The organism is Rhodoferax sp. GT1R46 (assembly GCF_056521285.1).
Map to the genome: position 1 here is coordinate 105,687 of NZ_JBWMBC010000010.1, position 14,958 is coordinate 120,644.

12 protein-coding genes and 1 riboswitch are annotated in these 14,958 nt (G+C 62.8%); of the genes, 2 read left to right on the top strand and 10 right to left on the bottom strand.

Translation table 11 applies throughout. The features are described 5' to 3' along the window. Nucleotides 1–3: 3 nt before the first annotated feature. Nucleotides 4–426, bottom strand: coding sequence for a rhodanese-like domain-containing protein (locus tag AC097W_RS18710; protein ID WP_479604141.1), 423 nt, complete (start codon nucleotides 424–426; stop codon nucleotides 4–6). A gap of 96 nt (nucleotides 427–522) precedes the next feature. Here AC097W_RS18710 and AC097W_RS18715 point away from each other — a divergent pair, with 96 nt between their 5' ends. After that, nucleotides 523–3,198: a bifunctional acetate--CoA ligase family protein/GNAT family N-acetyltransferase gene (locus AC097W_RS18715; protein WP_479604142.1), complete on the top strand. Its 2,676-nt coding sequence runs from the start codon at nucleotides 523–525 to the stop codon at nucleotides 3,196–3,198. Nucleotides 3,199–3,204: 6 nt separating this feature from the next. Here the strand turns inward: AC097W_RS18715 and AC097W_RS18720 are convergent, their stop codons facing one another. From AC097W_RS18720 to AC097W_RS18730, 3 genes are all read right to left on the bottom strand, one after another. Next, a complete protein-coding gene (locus AC097W_RS18720) occupies nucleotides 3,205–4,134 on the bottom strand; it encodes an MBL fold metallo-hydrolase (protein ID WP_479604143.1) in 930 nt (309 codons plus the stop codon). 4 nt (nucleotides 4,135–4,138) lie between these two features. Continuing rightward, a complete protein-coding gene (locus tag AC097W_RS18725) occupies nucleotides 4,139–5,269 on the bottom strand; it encodes an acyl-CoA dehydrogenase family protein (protein ID WP_479604144.1) in 1,131 nt (376 codons plus the stop codon). Nucleotides 5,270–5,437: 168 nt separating this feature from the next. Continuing rightward, on the bottom strand, nucleotides 5,438–6,619 hold the full coding sequence (locus tag AC097W_RS18730; RefSeq protein WP_479604145.1) for an acetyl-CoA C-acyltransferase: 1,182 nt from the start codon (nucleotides 6,617–6,619) through the stop codon (nucleotides 5,438–5,440). Nucleotides 6,620–6,842: 223 nt separating this feature from the next. Between AC097W_RS18730 and AC097W_RS18735 the strand changes: the two genes are divergently transcribed. After that, nucleotides 6,843–7,937 (top strand): aminopeptidase, encoded by a 1,095-nt coding sequence (locus AC097W_RS18735; RefSeq protein WP_479604173.1) that lies wholly within the window; start codon nucleotides 6,843–6,845, stop codon nucleotides 7,935–7,937. Nucleotides 7,938–7,946: 9 nt separating this feature from the next. Here AC097W_RS18735 and thiE read toward each other — a convergent pair whose 3' ends face one another. From thiE to aceK, 6 genes are all read right to left on the bottom strand, one after another. Then, nucleotides 7,947–8,786, bottom strand: coding sequence for a thiamine phosphate synthase (gene thiE / locus AC097W_RS18740; RefSeq protein WP_479604146.1), 840 nt, complete (start codon nucleotides 8,784–8,786; stop codon nucleotides 7,947–7,949). Between the two features lie 8 nt (nucleotides 8,787–8,794). After that, on the bottom strand, nucleotides 8,795–9,583 hold the full coding sequence (locus AC097W_RS18745; RefSeq protein ID WP_479604147.1) for a thiazole synthase: 789 nt from the start codon (nucleotides 9,581–9,583) through the stop codon (nucleotides 8,795–8,797). Nucleotides 9,584–9,587: 4 nt separating this feature from the next. After that, on the bottom strand, nucleotides 9,588–9,815 hold the full coding sequence (gene thiS / locus AC097W_RS18750) for a sulfur carrier protein ThiS (protein ID WP_479604148.1): 228 nt from the start codon (nucleotides 9,813–9,815) through the stop codon (nucleotides 9,588–9,590). Beyond that, nucleotides 9,812–10,900, bottom strand: a complete 1,089-nt coding sequence (locus AC097W_RS18755) for an FAD-dependent oxidoreductase (protein WP_479604149.1) — start codon at nucleotides 10,898–10,900, stop codon at nucleotides 9,812–9,814. The genes thiS and AC097W_RS18755 overlap by 4 nt, the downstream gene beginning before the upstream one ends. Before the next feature lie 30 nt (nucleotides 10,901–10,930). Beyond that, the gene (gene thiC / locus AC097W_RS18760; RefSeq protein ID WP_479604150.1) at nucleotides 10,931–12,844 is read right to left on the bottom strand and encodes a phosphomethylpyrimidine synthase ThiC; all 1,914 of its coding nucleotides are present in this window, start codon (nucleotides 12,842–12,844) and stop codon (nucleotides 10,931–10,933) included. 83 nt (nucleotides 12,845–12,927) lie between these two features. Then, nucleotides 12,928–13,028: riboswitch (TPP riboswitch) on the bottom strand. 35 nt (nucleotides 13,029–13,063) lie between these two features. Next, nucleotides 13,064–14,908 carry a bifunctional isocitrate dehydrogenase kinase/phosphatase gene (aceK, locus tag AC097W_RS18765; protein ID WP_479604151.1) on the bottom strand — a complete coding sequence of 615 codons (1,845 nt, stop codon included), beginning with the start codon at nucleotides 14,906–14,908 and terminating at the stop codon, nucleotides 13,064–13,066. Nucleotides 14,909–14,958: the final 50 nt, after the last annotated feature.

Here is a 14,958-nt window from a genome sequence, read left to right on the forward strand (position 1 = left end):
CGTTCAGCCCTTCGTGCTGCGGCGTGCCTTTTGCGCCTCCAGCGACTCGGTAGGCGCGCCCTGCTTCACCCATTCGGCATAACCGCCGTCGATATGGGCCACATTGGTCATGCCCATGTCCTGCAAGGCCTTGGCAGCCAGCGCACTGCGCCAGCCCGCGCCACAAAAGAGAATGAATTCGCGTGACTCATCGGCAAACAGCGGCTTGTGGTACGGCGAATCGGGATCAACCCAGAACTCCAGCATGCCGCGCGGCGCATGGTAGGCGCCGACCACTGTGCCGTCGGCCAGCTCGCGAATGTCGCGGATGTCCACAATTTGCACAGAGGCATCATTCAGGCGAGCCTGCACGTCGGCCACCGTGTAGGTTGTGACAATAGCCATGGCCTCGTCCACGAGGGTGCGAAAACCTTTGGTGATGGGCATAGTGCGTCCTTTCAAAGAGCGTGTCGTTGGCATCCGTTGCGTTGTCACAAAATCGCCTTAAGCTTGGAGCATAGCCAATCACGCGGAGCACCCTCCATGAGCCTACGCAATCTCGACTCCCTGTTCGACCCCGCATCCGTTGCAGTGATCGGCGCCTCCTTGCGCCCCGCCAGCGTGGGCGCCACCGTCTGGCGCAACCTCTCAACAGGCACCTTTGCGGGCGCGGTGTACCCGGTGAACCCGAAATACACCGAACTCGACGGTCGGAAAACCTACGCCCGCGTAGCGGACCTGCCACAAGTGCCCGAGCTGGCGGTGATCTGCACGCCGCCCGAAACCGTGCCGGGCATCGTGCGCGAACTGGCCGAACGCGGCACGCGCGTAGCCATCATTTTGAGCGCCGGTCTGAATGCCGAACAAAAGCAGTCCACCCTGGACGCCGCCCGCCCTCATCTTCTGCGCCTGCTCGGCCCCAATTGCATTGGACTGTTGTCGCCCCACGCGGGCCTGAACGCCAGCTTTGCGCACATTGGTGCCCAGCAGGGTGACTTGGCATTTGTGTCGCAATCGGGCGCGCTGGTCACCGCCATGCTGGACTGGGCCGATGCACAGCACATCGGGTTCTCGCATTTCGTATCGCTGGGCGAGCACATCGACGTCGATTTTGGTGACCTGCTGGACTACCTGGCAACCGATGTGCGCACACGCGCCATCCTGCTCTACATCGAGTCGGTTGAATCCCCACGCAAATTCATGTCGGCCGCGCGCGCCGCGGCCCGCAACAAGCCGGTCATTGTGATCAAGGCCGGACGCTCGGCGCAGGGGCAAAAAGCCGCGGCGTCCCATACGGGCGCGCTGGCCGGATCAGACGACGTCTATGACGCGGCGATCGCCCGTGCCGGCATGTTGCGTGTGAACACCCTGCAGGAACTCTTTCTGGCCGCCGAGACGCTCACGCGCTGCCGGGCGGCCGCGAGCGATGCGCTGACCATTCTGACCAATGGGGGCGGCGCCGGTGTGATGGCGGCCGACGCGGCGGCGCGGGAAGGCGTGACGCTGGCGACGCTGTCGCCACAAACGATCGCGCAGCTGGATGCGGTGCTGCCGCCTAACTGGTCGCACAGCAACCCGGTGGACATCATTGGCGATGCGCCGGTTGAGCGCTATGTGAAGGCACTGGAGATTCTGGCCTCTGACCGCACCACAGGCACCATTCTGTTCATCCATGCACCGACCGCCATCGTGCCCAGCGCCGATATTGCCCGTGCGCTGGCACCCGCCGTTCAACCGCCCAAGGGCCAGCCACCGCGCCTGATGAGTTGCTGGCTCGGAGGGCATGCGGTCGAAGAGGCGCGCCAGCTCTTCACGGAGAAAGGCATCGCAGGCTTTGACACCCCGGAAGAAGCCGTGCAGGCACTTGCCATGTTGCAGGACTACGCGCGCAACCAGGCCGAACTGATCGAAGCGCCGCCGGCACAGGCGGTCGCAATTGCGCCCGACCGCGAAGCCGTCCAGAAGATCGTTCGCGAGGCCTTGGCCAATGGCCAGGAGATGCTGACCGAGCCACAAGCCAAAGCGGTGCTGGATACCTATCGCATTCCCGTGGTCGCCACCTGCACGGTGGCTCCCGACGCCGAGCTGGCGGTCGCCGAAGCAACGCGCATCGGTTTTCCGGTCGTCATCAAGATTCTCTCGGAGCAGATTTCACACAAGTCGGATGTGGGCGGCGTGGCGTTGAACCTGGACAATGCCGACGAAGTGCGTGAGGCGGCCCGCGTGATGCTGGCGCGCGTAAAAATGCTCAAGCCCGACGCGGTGGTGGATGGTTTCACGGTGCAAGGCATGGTGCGTCGCCAGCATGTGCAGGAGGTGATAGTGGGTGCCACCATCGACCGGGTGTTTGGTCCCATCATTCTGTTTGGCCAGGGTGGCACGGCGGTGGAAGTGATGGCCGACCGAGCCGTGGCCCTGCCGCCACTGAACGTGCCGCTGGCACGCGCATTGATCTCCCGCACCCGCATCGCGAAACTGCTCAAGGGCTGGCGCGACACGCCCGCGGCGGACGAAGGCGCCCTGCTGTCGGTGCTGCTGGCCGTGTCGCAGCTGCTGGCCGACGTGCCCGAACTGGCCGAACTGGACATCAACCCGCTGCTGGTCAACCATGAAGGGGCCATCGCGCTGGATGCCCGCATCCGTCTGAGCGCCACCCAACCGGCTGGCGCGTTGAATTTTGCCATCCGCCCCTACCCCGCTGAACTCGCCGAGACCCTTGAATGGCACGGGCGCGCACTGGAATTGCGCCCCATTCGCCCGGAGGATGAAGAGTTGCACACCGAGTTTCTCTCGCACCTGGACCCCGAAGACATCCGTATGCGGGTGTTCTACAGCCGCCGCACCATGGAGCGCAGCGAACTGGCACGCCTGACCCAGATCGACTACACCCGCGAGATGGCCTTCATCGCCATTGCGCCGGGGCCAGATGGGTTACCGCAAACACAGGGCGTGGTGCGCGCCATGGCGGACCCGGACAACATCAGTGCCGAGTTCGGCGTCATCATCCGGTCCGAGCTCAAAGGGGGAGGGCTGGGTCGCTTGCTCATGGACAAGCTCATCATCTATTTGCGCGCGCACGGCACGCAGCAGCTGGTAGCCACGGTGCTGCGCGAGAACGGCCGCATGCTGGAGCTGGCCCACATGCTGGGGTTCCGGGACGCAGAACACCAGGAAGACAGCAGCACGCGCTCTATCGTGCTGGATTTGCAGAAGGGCTAAGTCTCGTCAGGCGTTGTGCACCACGTCGCCGTGCACCGTGGCGGCACCCGAACGCACCAGGTCCGCCACCAACAGATCCACACCCTGCGAAAAGTCCAGGCCCGCAAAGTGCTTGCCAAACATGGAGGCGAAATACGCGGTGCCCTGCGCCCAGTCCACCAAAGCAGCGCGCTCAATGCGCTGGGCTTCGAGCAGCTTGAACTTGACCAGTACCTTGGCCGCGTACTGCAGGTGTTTGGCAGGGTTGGCCACAAAGCCGTCCAGTCGCGCGCGGGCCACGGCAATGGACTGCGCCACGCCGGAGAACGGCGCCCCGTGGCCGGGGATGACCACAGCCGGCTGCAAAGCTTCAATCAGGTCCAGTGTGTCGGCCACTTCGGCAAATGCGTCATCACCGTCCAGTTCGGGAAAGACCACACCAAAGCCGCGCTCCCAGAGCGCATCCGCCGACACCAGCACGCGGCTGGCAGGCTCAAACAGAATCACCGAATGCGGGTCGTGGCCCGGCGCGGCATGCACCTGCCAGCGCAGGTCACCCAACTGAAGTTCGGTGCCGGGCTGCAGAACGCCCGCAAAACCGAACGGGGGGCAATCCTGTCCGGTCGGCGTGTAGCTGAGCGCGTGCGGGTCCCATGCCTGCACATGGCGGGAGAGGCCCGGCGGGATCAGGGTGCGCAGGGCGGGGTATGCGTCTTGCAGAGCGGCGTTTCCGCCGCAATGGTCGCTGTGGAGATGGGTGTTGATCAACAGATCCAGCGCCCGGCCCTGCAAGGCGGAATCCACCAGCGCCAGCGTTTGCGGCGCGTGCGAACAATAGCCGCTGTCGATCAGCGCACACGTGTCCTCGCCGGTGAGCAGGATGTTGTTGGAAGACAGCCAACCGCGCTCCAGCACGGTGATGCCGTCGGGCAAAGCCAATGCAGCAGGGCTACCCATGCTGTTAGCCCAGCGCCCGCTGAATGATGATCTTCTGCACGTCGGAAGTGCCTTCGTAAATCTGGCAAACCCGCACGTCGCGGTAAATCCGCTCCACCGGAAAGTCGCTTACATAGCCGTAGCCACCCAGCGTCTGGATGGCGGCGCTGCACACCTTCTCGGCCATCTCAGAGGCAAACAGCTTGGCCATGGCAGCCTCTTTCAGGCAGGGGCGACCGGCATCCCTTAGAGATGCTGCGTGCCAGATGAGCTGGCGTGCGGCTTCGAGTTGCGTGGCGCAGTCTGCCAGCCGAAAACCGACGGCCTGGTGATTGAAAATGGCCGTGCCAAAGCTCTGGCGGTCTTTGGCGTAGGCAATGGCCACATCCAGCGCGCTGCGGGCCATGCCCACGCTCTGCGCGGCAATGCCAATGCGACCGCCTTCCAGCCCGCCCAGAGCGATGCCATAGCCCTCGCCCTCTTTGCCAATCAGGTTCTCAGCCGGGATGCGGCAGTTGTCGAAATTGATCTGCGCGGTGTCGCTGCTGTGCTGGCCCAGCTTGTCTTCCAGGCGCGCCACCACATAACCCGGTGCCGTGGTGGGCACGATGAAGGCGCTCATGCCCTTCTTGCCCGCGCCCTTGTCGGTCACGGCAATGACGATGGCCACATCGCCGTTTTTTCCGCTGGTGATGAACTGCTTGACGCCGTTGATCACATACTCGTCGCCCTCTTTGACGGCCGTGGTGCGCAGGCTCGAAGCATCGCTGCCCACATGCGGCTCTGTCAGGCAAAACGCACCCAGCATTTGCCCCTGCGCCAGGGGAACGAGCCATTGCTGCTTTTGCGCCTCGGTGGCATAGCGCATCAAGATGGCGTTGACCGGGCAATTGGTGACCGAAATCACTGTGCTCGTGCCGCCATCACCCGCCGCAATTTCTTCCAGCACCAGCGCCAGCGTCAGGTAATCCATATTGGCGCCGCCATACGCCTCTGGCACGCAAATGCCGTAAGCCCCCAGCGCCGCCAGCCCCTGGTGCGCGTCTTTGGGAAAGTGGTGCTCCTTGTCCCACTTGGCAGCGTTAGGCCACAACTCGGCCTGTGCAAAAGCGCGTACCGCGTCGCGCACCATTTCCTGATCCTGCGTCAACAACATGACTGTTTTCCTTTTCTAGTGAACCACCTGCACGGCGAACTCGCCAAAGTGCGGGATGCCGGGCGCCGATTTCTGGGCTTTTGACAGCATGAGGCGCCCGGCATCCCGCACTTTGGCAGGAAAATCAGCCTGGAGCCCCCGTGTAATATGCGCAAGCAGCTACAAAACTTATAGCATCTCGATAGCAACGGCGGTAGCTTCTCCCCCGCCAATGCACAAAGTAGCCAGCCCCTTTTTGAGCCCCCGCGCCTGCAACGCATACATCAGCGTCACCATGATCCGGGCTCCAGACGCGCCAATCGGGTGTCCCAGCGCACACGCCCCGCCATTCACATTGACTTTCTCGTGCGGGATACCCAGCTCTTTCATCAGCGCCATAGGCACCACGGCAAAGGCCTCATTCACCTCCCACAAATCCACATCACCCACCGCCCAGCCGGCTTTGGCCAGCGCTTTTTGCGTGGCGCCCACGGGGGCTGTGGCAAACCACTCGGGCTCTTGTGCGTGCGTAGCATGGCTCACGATGCGCGCCAGCGGCTTGCAGCCCAGCTTGGCCGCGGTAGAGGCCTTCATCATCACCAGCGCCGCAGCGCCGTCGTTGATGCTGGAGCTGCTGGCAGCGGTGATGGTGCCATCTTTCTTGAACGCGGGTTTGAGCGTGGCAATCTTGTCGAGCCGGGCTTTGCCGGGGCCTTCGTCGATGCTGATCACGGTTTCGCCGCTGCGGGTTTTGACCGTAACAGGGGTTATTTCAGCCTCAAACGCTCCTGATTTGATAGCTGCTTGCGCACGCTGCACGCTGGTTGTAGCGAAATTGTCTTGTTCTTCGCGGGTAAAGCGGTACTTGGCAGCGCAGTCTTCGCCAAAAGTGCCCATGGAGCGGCCGGGCTCGTACGCGTCTTCCAGACCGTCGAGCATCATGTGGTCAAAAATGCGGTCGTGGCCAATGCGGTAACCGCCGCGCGCCTTGGGCAACAGATACGGCGCGTTGGTCATGCTTTCCATGCCACCGGCCACCAGCACCTCGTGGCTGCCGGCAATCAGCATGTCGTTGGCGAACATGGCTGCGCGCATGGCCGAGCCACACATCTTGCTCAGGGTGACGGCACCGGCGCTCTTGGGCAGGCCGCCCTTGAAGCCCGCCTGGCGCGCAGGCGCCTGGCCCTGGCCCGCCATCAGGCAGTTGCCAAACAGCACCTCGGTGACCAACTCGGGGTTGATGCCTGCACGTTCGACAGCGGCCTTGATGGCTGCGCCACCCAGGTCATGCGCAGCGAGGCTGGAAAAGTCGCCTTGAAAAGCCCCCATGGGGGTGCGGGCAGCGCCCACGATCACAATGGAATCAGACATGGTTTTTTCCTTGAATGGAGTTGAGACGTCAACAAACGAATCGAAAATGGACTTGACGTTTACGTAAACGTCAATTGTGACAGAAACTGTCGCAGGGACGCATCTATGTCCAACGGCTCCTGCGTCCGGCCACTTAATTTTCAATCAGAATGTCGACGTGTTGAAGTTGTCTGTTTGCCCCTCTGTGCCCTCGCCCGTTGCTCCCCACAACGGGCATGCGGTCTTGCGCCTGCTGAGCGCCCCGCTGATTGCTCTGCTCCTGACGGGTTGTGCTGACCTGGGGTACTACGTGCAGTCCGTCACCGGGCACCTGGAAATGATGCGTGCGAGCACGTCCATAGACCAGTTGCACGATGACCCGCACACGCCCCAGCAACTGCAGGACCGGCTGGCGCTGTCACAGCGCATTCGGCGCTTTGCAGTGACGGACCTGGCCCTTCCTGACAACGCCAGTTACCGGCGCTATGCCGACCTGAAGCGGCGTGCGGTGGTGTGGAATGTGGTGGCAGCACCGCCGTGGTCGCTCACGCTCAAGACCTGGTGCTTTCCGGTGGCGGGTTGCGTGGGCTACCGCGGGTATTTCGATGAAACCGAGGCCCGGGCACTGGCCACCCAACTGCGTGCAGACGGGCTGGAAGTGAGCGTCTATGGCGTGCCGGCCTACTCCACCCTGGGCTGGATGAACTGGGCGGGTGGCGACCCCTTGCTCAACACCTTCATCCACTACCCCGAGGGCGAACTGGCCCGCATGGTCTTCCACGAACTGGCACACCAGGTGCTGTATGTCAAAGACGACACACGCTTTAACGAATCGTTTGCCACGGCGGTGGAGCGCATCGGCAGCGCACGCTGGATGGCGCAGCACGCCTCTAGACAGGCCCAGGCCGAGTTTGCGGTAATCGAGTCCCGGCGCGCCCAGTTTCGCGCCTTGACCCGGTCCACGCGACGGGCCCTGGAGGCCCTCTACCAAGAGGGCGAAGCCGCGGAAGCAGCAGCGTCGGGCGAAGCCCAACGAGCCCGCAAGGCGCAGGTCATGCAGGATTTTCGCGCCCAATACGCCGCACTCAAAACCGCATGGGCCGCGGACTCGGGTGGGCCAAGCCTGGCCTTTGGCGGCTACGACGCGTGGGTCGCCAACGCCAACAATGCGTCCTTTGGCGCGAGGGCGTCCTACGATGACCTGGTGGCGGGGTTTGAGGCCTTGTTTGCGCGCGAATCCCAAGGCGCAACGGGAGCGCTTGCCTGGCAGCGGTTTTACGATTCCGTCAAACAACTGGCGGAACTGCCACGCCAGCAACGTCTCGACGCGCTCCAGTGAGCACCGCCGTCAAATCGTGGGCCGCGCCCGTGCAGGCATGGCCGTCCTCTGCATCCCTTGCCCACGCGCAAACGCGGCCACCAGCTGCTGGCACGCAGCCTCCGGGTCAGCCGCGCGGGTAATCGCCGTGATAACGGCCGCACCGGCCACACCCGTGGCGGCCACTTGCGCCATGTTGCTGACATCGATGCCCGCAATGCCGACTACCGGCACGGGCAGTAAGCCCGTCCAGTAGCGCAGGTTGTCCAGCCCCTGGGGAATCCAAGGCATGTCTTTGGACTGGGTGGCGAAAATAGGGCCGCAGGCGATGTAGGACGGACGCAGCGCCACGGCTCGTGCCACCTCCGCGTAGCTATGGGTACTGATGCCCAGCCGCACCCCGGCTTGGCGCAGGGCATCCACATCCAGGCTGTCGAGATCCTCTTGACCCACGTGCACGCCGTAAGCGCCCATTTGCAAGGCCAGTGCCCAGTGGTCGTTGATGAAGAGTTGTGCGCCCGGTGTTGCCCGCGCCAGCGCAATCGCCTCGGTCATTTGCGCCGCAAGCGTGGGTTCTTGTGGATCCTTGATGCGCAGCTGCACGGTGCGAATGCCTGCTGCCAGTACACGGCGCACCCACTCAGCGCTGTCGACCACCGCATACACGCCGAGCGCGGCGTTTTGCAGTACCGGGAACGGAGCGGGTTCCGGCTGGACGCCCTGGGGGCCGACAGCGTCAGGGAATCGGCCTGTCGCTTCCAGATGCGCCAGCACTGCGGCATCGGCAGCACAGTAGCCGCTCGCTTGCAAGGCCTCTGCGGCGGCAACCAGGTCGGGATGGGCGGCGGTAGTGGGGTCGATGGAGGTCATTGTCAATCTCACAACAATATGGGTTGGCCGGCGACGGGCGTGGAGGCAACAGCCATGTCCTGCTTGGACATGACGCCCGCTTCAAACGCCAGACGACCGGATTCGATACCGAGCTTGAAGGCCCGCGCCATGCGCACCGGGTCCAGCGCGTGGGCTACGGCCGAATTCAACAGCACGCCGTCCAGCCCCATTTCCATGGCTTGAACCGCGTCGGCAGGCGAACCGATACCGGCATCCACGATGAGTGGCACACCGGGCAGGCGTGCGCGCAGGGTCCGTAGGGCGCCGGGGTTGACCAGGCCTTGGCCGGAGCCAATGGGTGCGCCCCAAGGCATGAGGATGGTGCAGCCCACATCCAGCAAACGCTGGCAGCTGACCAGGTCATCCATGCAATAAGGAAACACGTCAAAACCGTCTTTGACGAGTTGCCGGGCGGCATCCACCAGCTCAAAAGGGTCGGGCTGCAGGGTGTGCTCGTCGCCCACCACCTCCAGCTTGATCCAGGGGGTGTCAAACAGTTCGCGCGCCATGTGGGCCAGGGTGATGGCCTCGCGCGCTGTGCGGCAACCTGCGGTGTTGGGCAGCAGGTGCGCGCCGCTGGCCTTGATCATGCGGAAGAAATCACCGGCTTGTGCGCCGTGCGCGAGCTGGCGGCGCAGCCCCATGGTGACCACCTGCGCGCCGGACGCGGCAATGGCCTGCTGCAAAACAGCGGGCGACGGATAGGCTGCCGTGCCGAGAAAAAAGCGGCTCTGCAGCGTGCGCCCGCCGATCGTCCAGTTGCTGGTGGTGTCCACGGCTTTAGCCTCCTTCAATCGGTTGAAACGTGACAATGGCATCGCCATCAGCCAGCACGCACTGCGCACGCTGGGTGAGGGACACAAACTGGCCGTTGACGGCAGTGGCCAGCGCGTTGGCTTGCAGCCCTTGCGCATCCACCCACGCTGCCAGGGTACAGGCGGGCGTGGGTTGCGCTACGCCGTTAACAATGACGGTAATACCGACGGAAATGGGGTTCACAGCGTTCATAAAAATCCGTGTGCCAGCGCGTCTTCCACCATGGCGGGCCCAATCAGCCAGCCATGGCGATAGAGCCCGTTGATGCGGGTGATGCCGGGCTCTTGCGACAAAATCGGCAAATTATCGGGCAAGGTCGGGCGCAGATTGGACTCTGAGTGCACCACGCGGGCCTCGGCCAGCTCAGGAATCACGCTGTGCGCTGCACTGAGCAGCTCCAGCGTGCTGCGCAGTGAGACCGGCGAGCGGTCCTCGCTCTCGATTTCGCTGGCGCCCACCACGATCAGATCACCCGGACGCGGCACGATGTAGACCGAATGGCGTGGGTGCATCAGGCGAATGGCACGCGTCAACTGAACGCCTGGCGCGTGCAACCAGAAGACTTCGCCGCGCACCCCGCGCACCGGCAACTGCGGGCGCGCGCCTGTGCCGCGCACATCAAACACATGGTCGAAACGGCGCACTTCGGGGGTGTGCGGGGCATGCGCGCCCTGGGCGGCATCGTTTGACGAACGCACGGTCAACGTGCGCGCATCGACCGCATCCACCGTGGTCTGCCAGTGCCATTGCGTGCCTTGCCGCGTGGCCTGCGTGGCGAGGGCCTGCATGGCTTGCACGGTGTGAATCTGCCCTTCGCAGGGCAGCAACCAGCTCAGGCTGGGGCCGCTCACTGCGGGCTCCAGCTCGGCCAGCCGTGCGCGGTCCAGCGGCTCGGGCTGATACGGCGCACCGGCCTTGGCTTGCAGCAAACCCACCACCCGCTGGGCGGCGCCCGCATCGCTGCGGTGGGCAACCAGCAGGCTGCCTTGCAGACGCAGCGCCACCGGGCCATCGTCCGCACCCAGCCCCTGAACGATAGCGGGCCACAACGCACACGAACGCAGCCCCCAAGAAAAAACGCGCGCATCGGCGCACTCGAGCTCGGCCACGGGGCTGAGCATGCCGGCCGCTGTCCAGCCGGCAGCTTGCGAACCGGAGTCACTGCTCGGCCCCGGGCCTGCAGCGGGGTCAAACACCTCAACCGTATGCCCAGCCCCGCTGAGCCTGAGCGCCAGAAGCCGCCCGAGCAGGCCTGCGCCTGCGATTCCAATGTGCACGTTTGTCTCCTGTGGTTGGGGTACTGTGCGTCAGGCCTTGTCAGCAGGCGCCGTCGTCTGCAGGGGCTTGATAGGAATGTAGATTTCGCTACCCTGCCGCTTGAAGGTGTCCGACATGGTTTGCATGCCCTCGCGCAAGGCTTGCTCGTCGGTGACACCCAGGTTTTTGGCGTACTCGCGCACCTCTTGCGTGATCTTCATGGAGCAAAACTTGGGGCCACACATGGAGCAGAAATGCGCCACCTTAGACGAGTCCTTGGGCAGGGTCTCATCGTGGAAATTGCGCGCCGTGTCCGGGTCTAGCGACAGATTGAACTGGTCCATCCAACGGAATTCAAAGCGGGCTCTGGAGAGCGCGTCATCGCGTGCCCGCACCCCTGGGTGCCCCTTGGCCACGTCGGCCACGTGGGCGGCGATCTTGTAGGTGATGATGCCCACCTTCACGTCTTCGCGGTCCGGCAGGCCCAGGTGTTCCTTGGGTGTGACGTAGCACAGCATGGCGGTGCCGAACCAGCCAATCATGGCCGCGCCAATACCGCTGGTGATGTGGTCGTAGCCGGGGGCAATGTCGGTAGTCAGTGGGCCCAGGGTGTAGAACGGAGCTTCGTCGCAGTGCTTGAGCTGCTCGGTCATATTGGCCTGCACCATGTGCAGGGGCACGTGGCCTGGGCCTTCAATCATGACCTGCACGTCTTGCTGCCAGGCCTTCTTGGTCAACTCACCCAGGGTGCGCAATTCAGCAAACTGGGCTTCGTCATTCGCATCGGCACCCGAGCCGGGGCGCAGGCCATCGCCCAGCGAGTAGCTCACGTCATACGCCTTCATGATCTCGGTCATCTCATCGAAGTGCGTGTACAGGAAGTTTTCTTTGTGGTGGGCAATACACCACTTGGCCATGATGGAGCCGCCGCGCGACACGATGCCGGTCACGCGGTTGGCGGTCAGGTGAATGAAGGCCAGGCGCACACCGGCGTGCACGGTGAAGTAATCCACGCCCTGCTCGGCTTGTTCGATCAGCGTGTCGCGGAAGATTTCCCAGGTCAGGTCTTCGGCCACGCCGCACACCTTCTCCAGCGCCTGGTAAATCGGCACGGTGCCAATCGGCACGGGCGAGTTGCGCACGATCCAGTCGCGCGTGGTGTGAATGTTCTTGCCGGTGGACAAATCCATGACCGTGTCTGCGCCCCAGCGGATGGACCAGACCAGTTTCTCCACTTCTTCTTCGATGCTGGATGTGACCGCCGAGTTGCCGATGTTGGCGTTGATCTTCACCAAAAAGTTACGGCCAATGGCCATGGGCTCCAACTCGGTGTGGTTGATGTTGGCCGGGATGATGGCACGGCCACGGGCTACCTCGTCGCGCACAAACTCGGGCGTCATCACGCGGGGAATGCTGGCGCCAAAGCTGTTGCCGGCCAGGCGCTTTTCGCGCGCTGCGTCCCCCAGGTACTGGGCCATCCACTCCAGGTTCTGGTTCTCGCGGATGGCCACATATTCCATCTCGGGCGTGACGATGCCTTTGCGGGCGTAATGCATTTGCGAGACATTGGCGCCGCCACCCACGCCACCTTTTGCGCGCCGGGGCTGGCGTTGCAGACCCGAAGCCTGGGCGCGCAAAGCGGCCAGGGCATCCGTTTCACCATTTTTGAGGCCATCATCCAGCGCAAACGGCGGACGACCGGTGTAGAGCTCGGTATCTCCCCGGCTCTCGACCCAGCTCTGGCGCACCAGCGGCAGGCCCTGCCGCACGTCGATGGCGGCCGCGGGGTCGGTGTAGGGGCCAGAGGTGTCATACACCGTGACCGCTTCGCCATTGCTCTGCATGATTTCACGCAACGGCACCTGAATATCGGCACGGCGGCCGGGCACGTAGATCTTGCGCGAGGAAGGAAGCGGTTCGCGGGTGAGGCGGATGAATTGGGCTAGCTTGTCGGGGGCGTTCATGGTGTCTCCGGTTGGTAACCCGAAGACGAAACACATTCCACAACACGCAAACCCGAAAGGGGTACCGCCCGGACGGCGCTGGGCCGTTGGCGGTACTGCTCTTCTTACGCTGGTATGAACCAGATCAAGTTCGCGGGTTTGGAATCCATCTCAGCGCAACCATTGCGCACCCCGGGCAGGCAGGAGTGTAAGCCAAAACTCCGCCAGCCCCCCGTGCCATCAGGCCGAGTTGCGAAAGCGTTTCTCGCGGTCGTAGGGGAACACGTCATGCACGTGGCCTTGCAAAATCCGGTCCTTGTGGCCCTGCCAGAAAGCCGCATCCAGCAAATCGGCGTGGTGCTTCATGAACACTTCGCGTACGGCCGGATTGCCCAGCAGAAAGGGACCAAAGGTCTCCGGAAACACATCTTTGGGACCCACGCTGTACCAGACCTCGCCCGACATTTCGTCCTCTTCGTTGCGCGGCGTAGGCACTTTGCGGAAGTTGCAGTCGGTGATGTATTCGATTTCGTCGTAGTCGTAAAACACCACCTTGCCATGGCGGGTGATACCGAAGTTTTTCCACAGCATATCGCCGGGGAAGATGTTGGCCGCCACAAGGTCCTTGATGGCATTGCCGTACTCCACCACGCCACGCTCGATCTGCTCACGGGCTCGCGCGGCTTCCGGGCTCTGGTTACGGGCATCGGCACCGCCCGCATCGAACGCTTCCTGCAGGTAAATATTGAGCGGAATCATGCGCCGCTCGATGTAGACGTGCTTGATGATGACTTCAATCTTGCCGTCGCCATCGCGGTCGCTGATTTCCAGCTGGCTGGGTGCGAATTTTTGAATCTCGGCGATCAGCTCGTCGTCAAAGCGGTCGCGCGGAAAGCCCACCTCGCTGTACTCCAGCGTGTCGGCCATGCGGCCCACGCGGTCGTGCTGTTTCACCAGCAAATACTTGCCTTTGATCTGTTCGCGGCTGGTGTCTTTTTGCGGCGGGTAGTAGTCCTTGATGACCTTGAAAACATAGGGAAAACTGGGCAAGTCAAACACCAGCATGACCATGCCCTTGATACCCGGCGCAATGCGGAATTGGTCGCTGGAGTGGCGCAAGTGGTGCAGGAAGTCGCGATAAAACAGGGTCTTGCCCTGCTTGGCCAAGCCCAGCGCGTTGTAAATTTCATTGCGTGGTTTGCGCGGCATCATGCTGCGCAAGTACTGCACGTAGGCAGAGGGGATCTCCATATCCACCATGAAGTAAGCGCGCGCAAAGCTGAACAGCAGCAGCAAGTCGTCTTCGCCAAACAGGGCCGCGTCGATGAGCAGCCTGGGCGTGTGGCTGGAGGCGTCTTTGGGCACCTTGGTGTGCAGCACCGGCAGTGCAAACGGAAACTCGTTGAAGCCGTTGATCATCTTGCCGACGATGTAGCAGCCTTTATTGCGAAAAAACAGGCCCGTGAGCACCTGAATCTGGAAGTTGGCACGCACGGTCGCGTTGCCCAGGCGGGCCTCCAGCGCCTGCTGCACCCAGGTGCAGTCGCGCTCCAGGTTGTCAAACGGCACCCGCAGATCAAAGTCGCCGATCATCTGCATGAGCATGGCGTGCATGGTGGCGCGACTGGGGTAGTACGGCCGGTAAGTGGGACGCTTTTCAGAATCGTCGTTCTCGATGTATTCCGTGCTGACGGCCGGGCGTACAAAGATGAAATCGTTCTGAAAATAACTGCGGTGCAGGATCTTGGTGGTCACCGAGTTGAAAAACGTTTCCGCCAACTCTGGCTGGTGGTGGTTGACCAGCAGCCCGATGTAATGCAGCTTGATCTGTTGCCAGATGTCCATGCTCTGTTCGCCGGCCTTGAATTCGCGCTCCAGCCGACGCGAGCATTCTTTGACGCGCAGGTCATAGAACTCGATGCGCTCACGCTGCGCACGCTGCTGGCCATGCCAGTCGGCGGTTTCGAACCGGTGCTTGGCGCGGCCCGATTCAGTGCGAAACAGGCGGTAGTGGCGGTTGAAGCCATCCATCATCGCCTTGGCGATGTCATAGGCAACAGAAGAATCAAGACGCGTTGGAAACATGTTTGCTACTTTATTGATAGCTGCTTGCGCAATGCTGACGTGGGCTACAG

Excerpts from the sequence above, each read along its gene's own strand:
- aceK (WP_479604151.1), bottom strand. The coding sequence starts at position 14,908 with ATGTTTCCAACGCGTCTTGATTCTTCTGTTGCCTATGACATCGCCAAG.
- AC097W_RS18725 (WP_479604144.1), bottom strand. The coding sequence starts at position 5,269 with ATGTTGTTGACGCAGGATCAGGAAATGGTGCGCGACGCGGTACGCGCT.
- AC097W_RS18710 (WP_479604141.1), bottom strand. The coding sequence starts at position 426 with ATGCCCATCACCAAAGGTTTTCGCACCCTCGTGGACGAGGCCATGGCT.
- AC097W_RS18720 (WP_479604143.1), bottom strand. The coding sequence starts at position 4,134 with ATGGGTAGCCCTGCTGCATTGGCTTTGCCCGACGGCATCACCGTGCTG.
- thiS (WP_479604148.1), bottom strand. The coding sequence starts at position 9,815 with ATGAACGCTGTGAACCCCATTTCCGTCGGTATTACCGTCATTGTTAAC.
- AC097W_RS18715 (WP_479604142.1), top strand. The coding sequence starts at position 523 with ATGAGCCTACGCAATCTCGACTCCCTGTTCGACCCCGCATCCGTTGCA.
- thiE (WP_479604146.1), bottom strand. The coding sequence starts at position 8,786 with ATGACCTCCATCGACCCCACTACCGCCGCCCATCCCGACCTGGTTGCC.
- thiC (WP_479604150.1), bottom strand. The coding sequence starts at position 12,844 with ATGAACGCCCCCGACAAGCTAGCCCAATTCATCCGCCTCACCCGCGAA.
- AC097W_RS18730 (WP_479604145.1), bottom strand. The coding sequence starts at position 6,619 with ATGTCTGATTCCATTGTGATCGTGGGCGCTGCCCGCACCCCCATGGGG.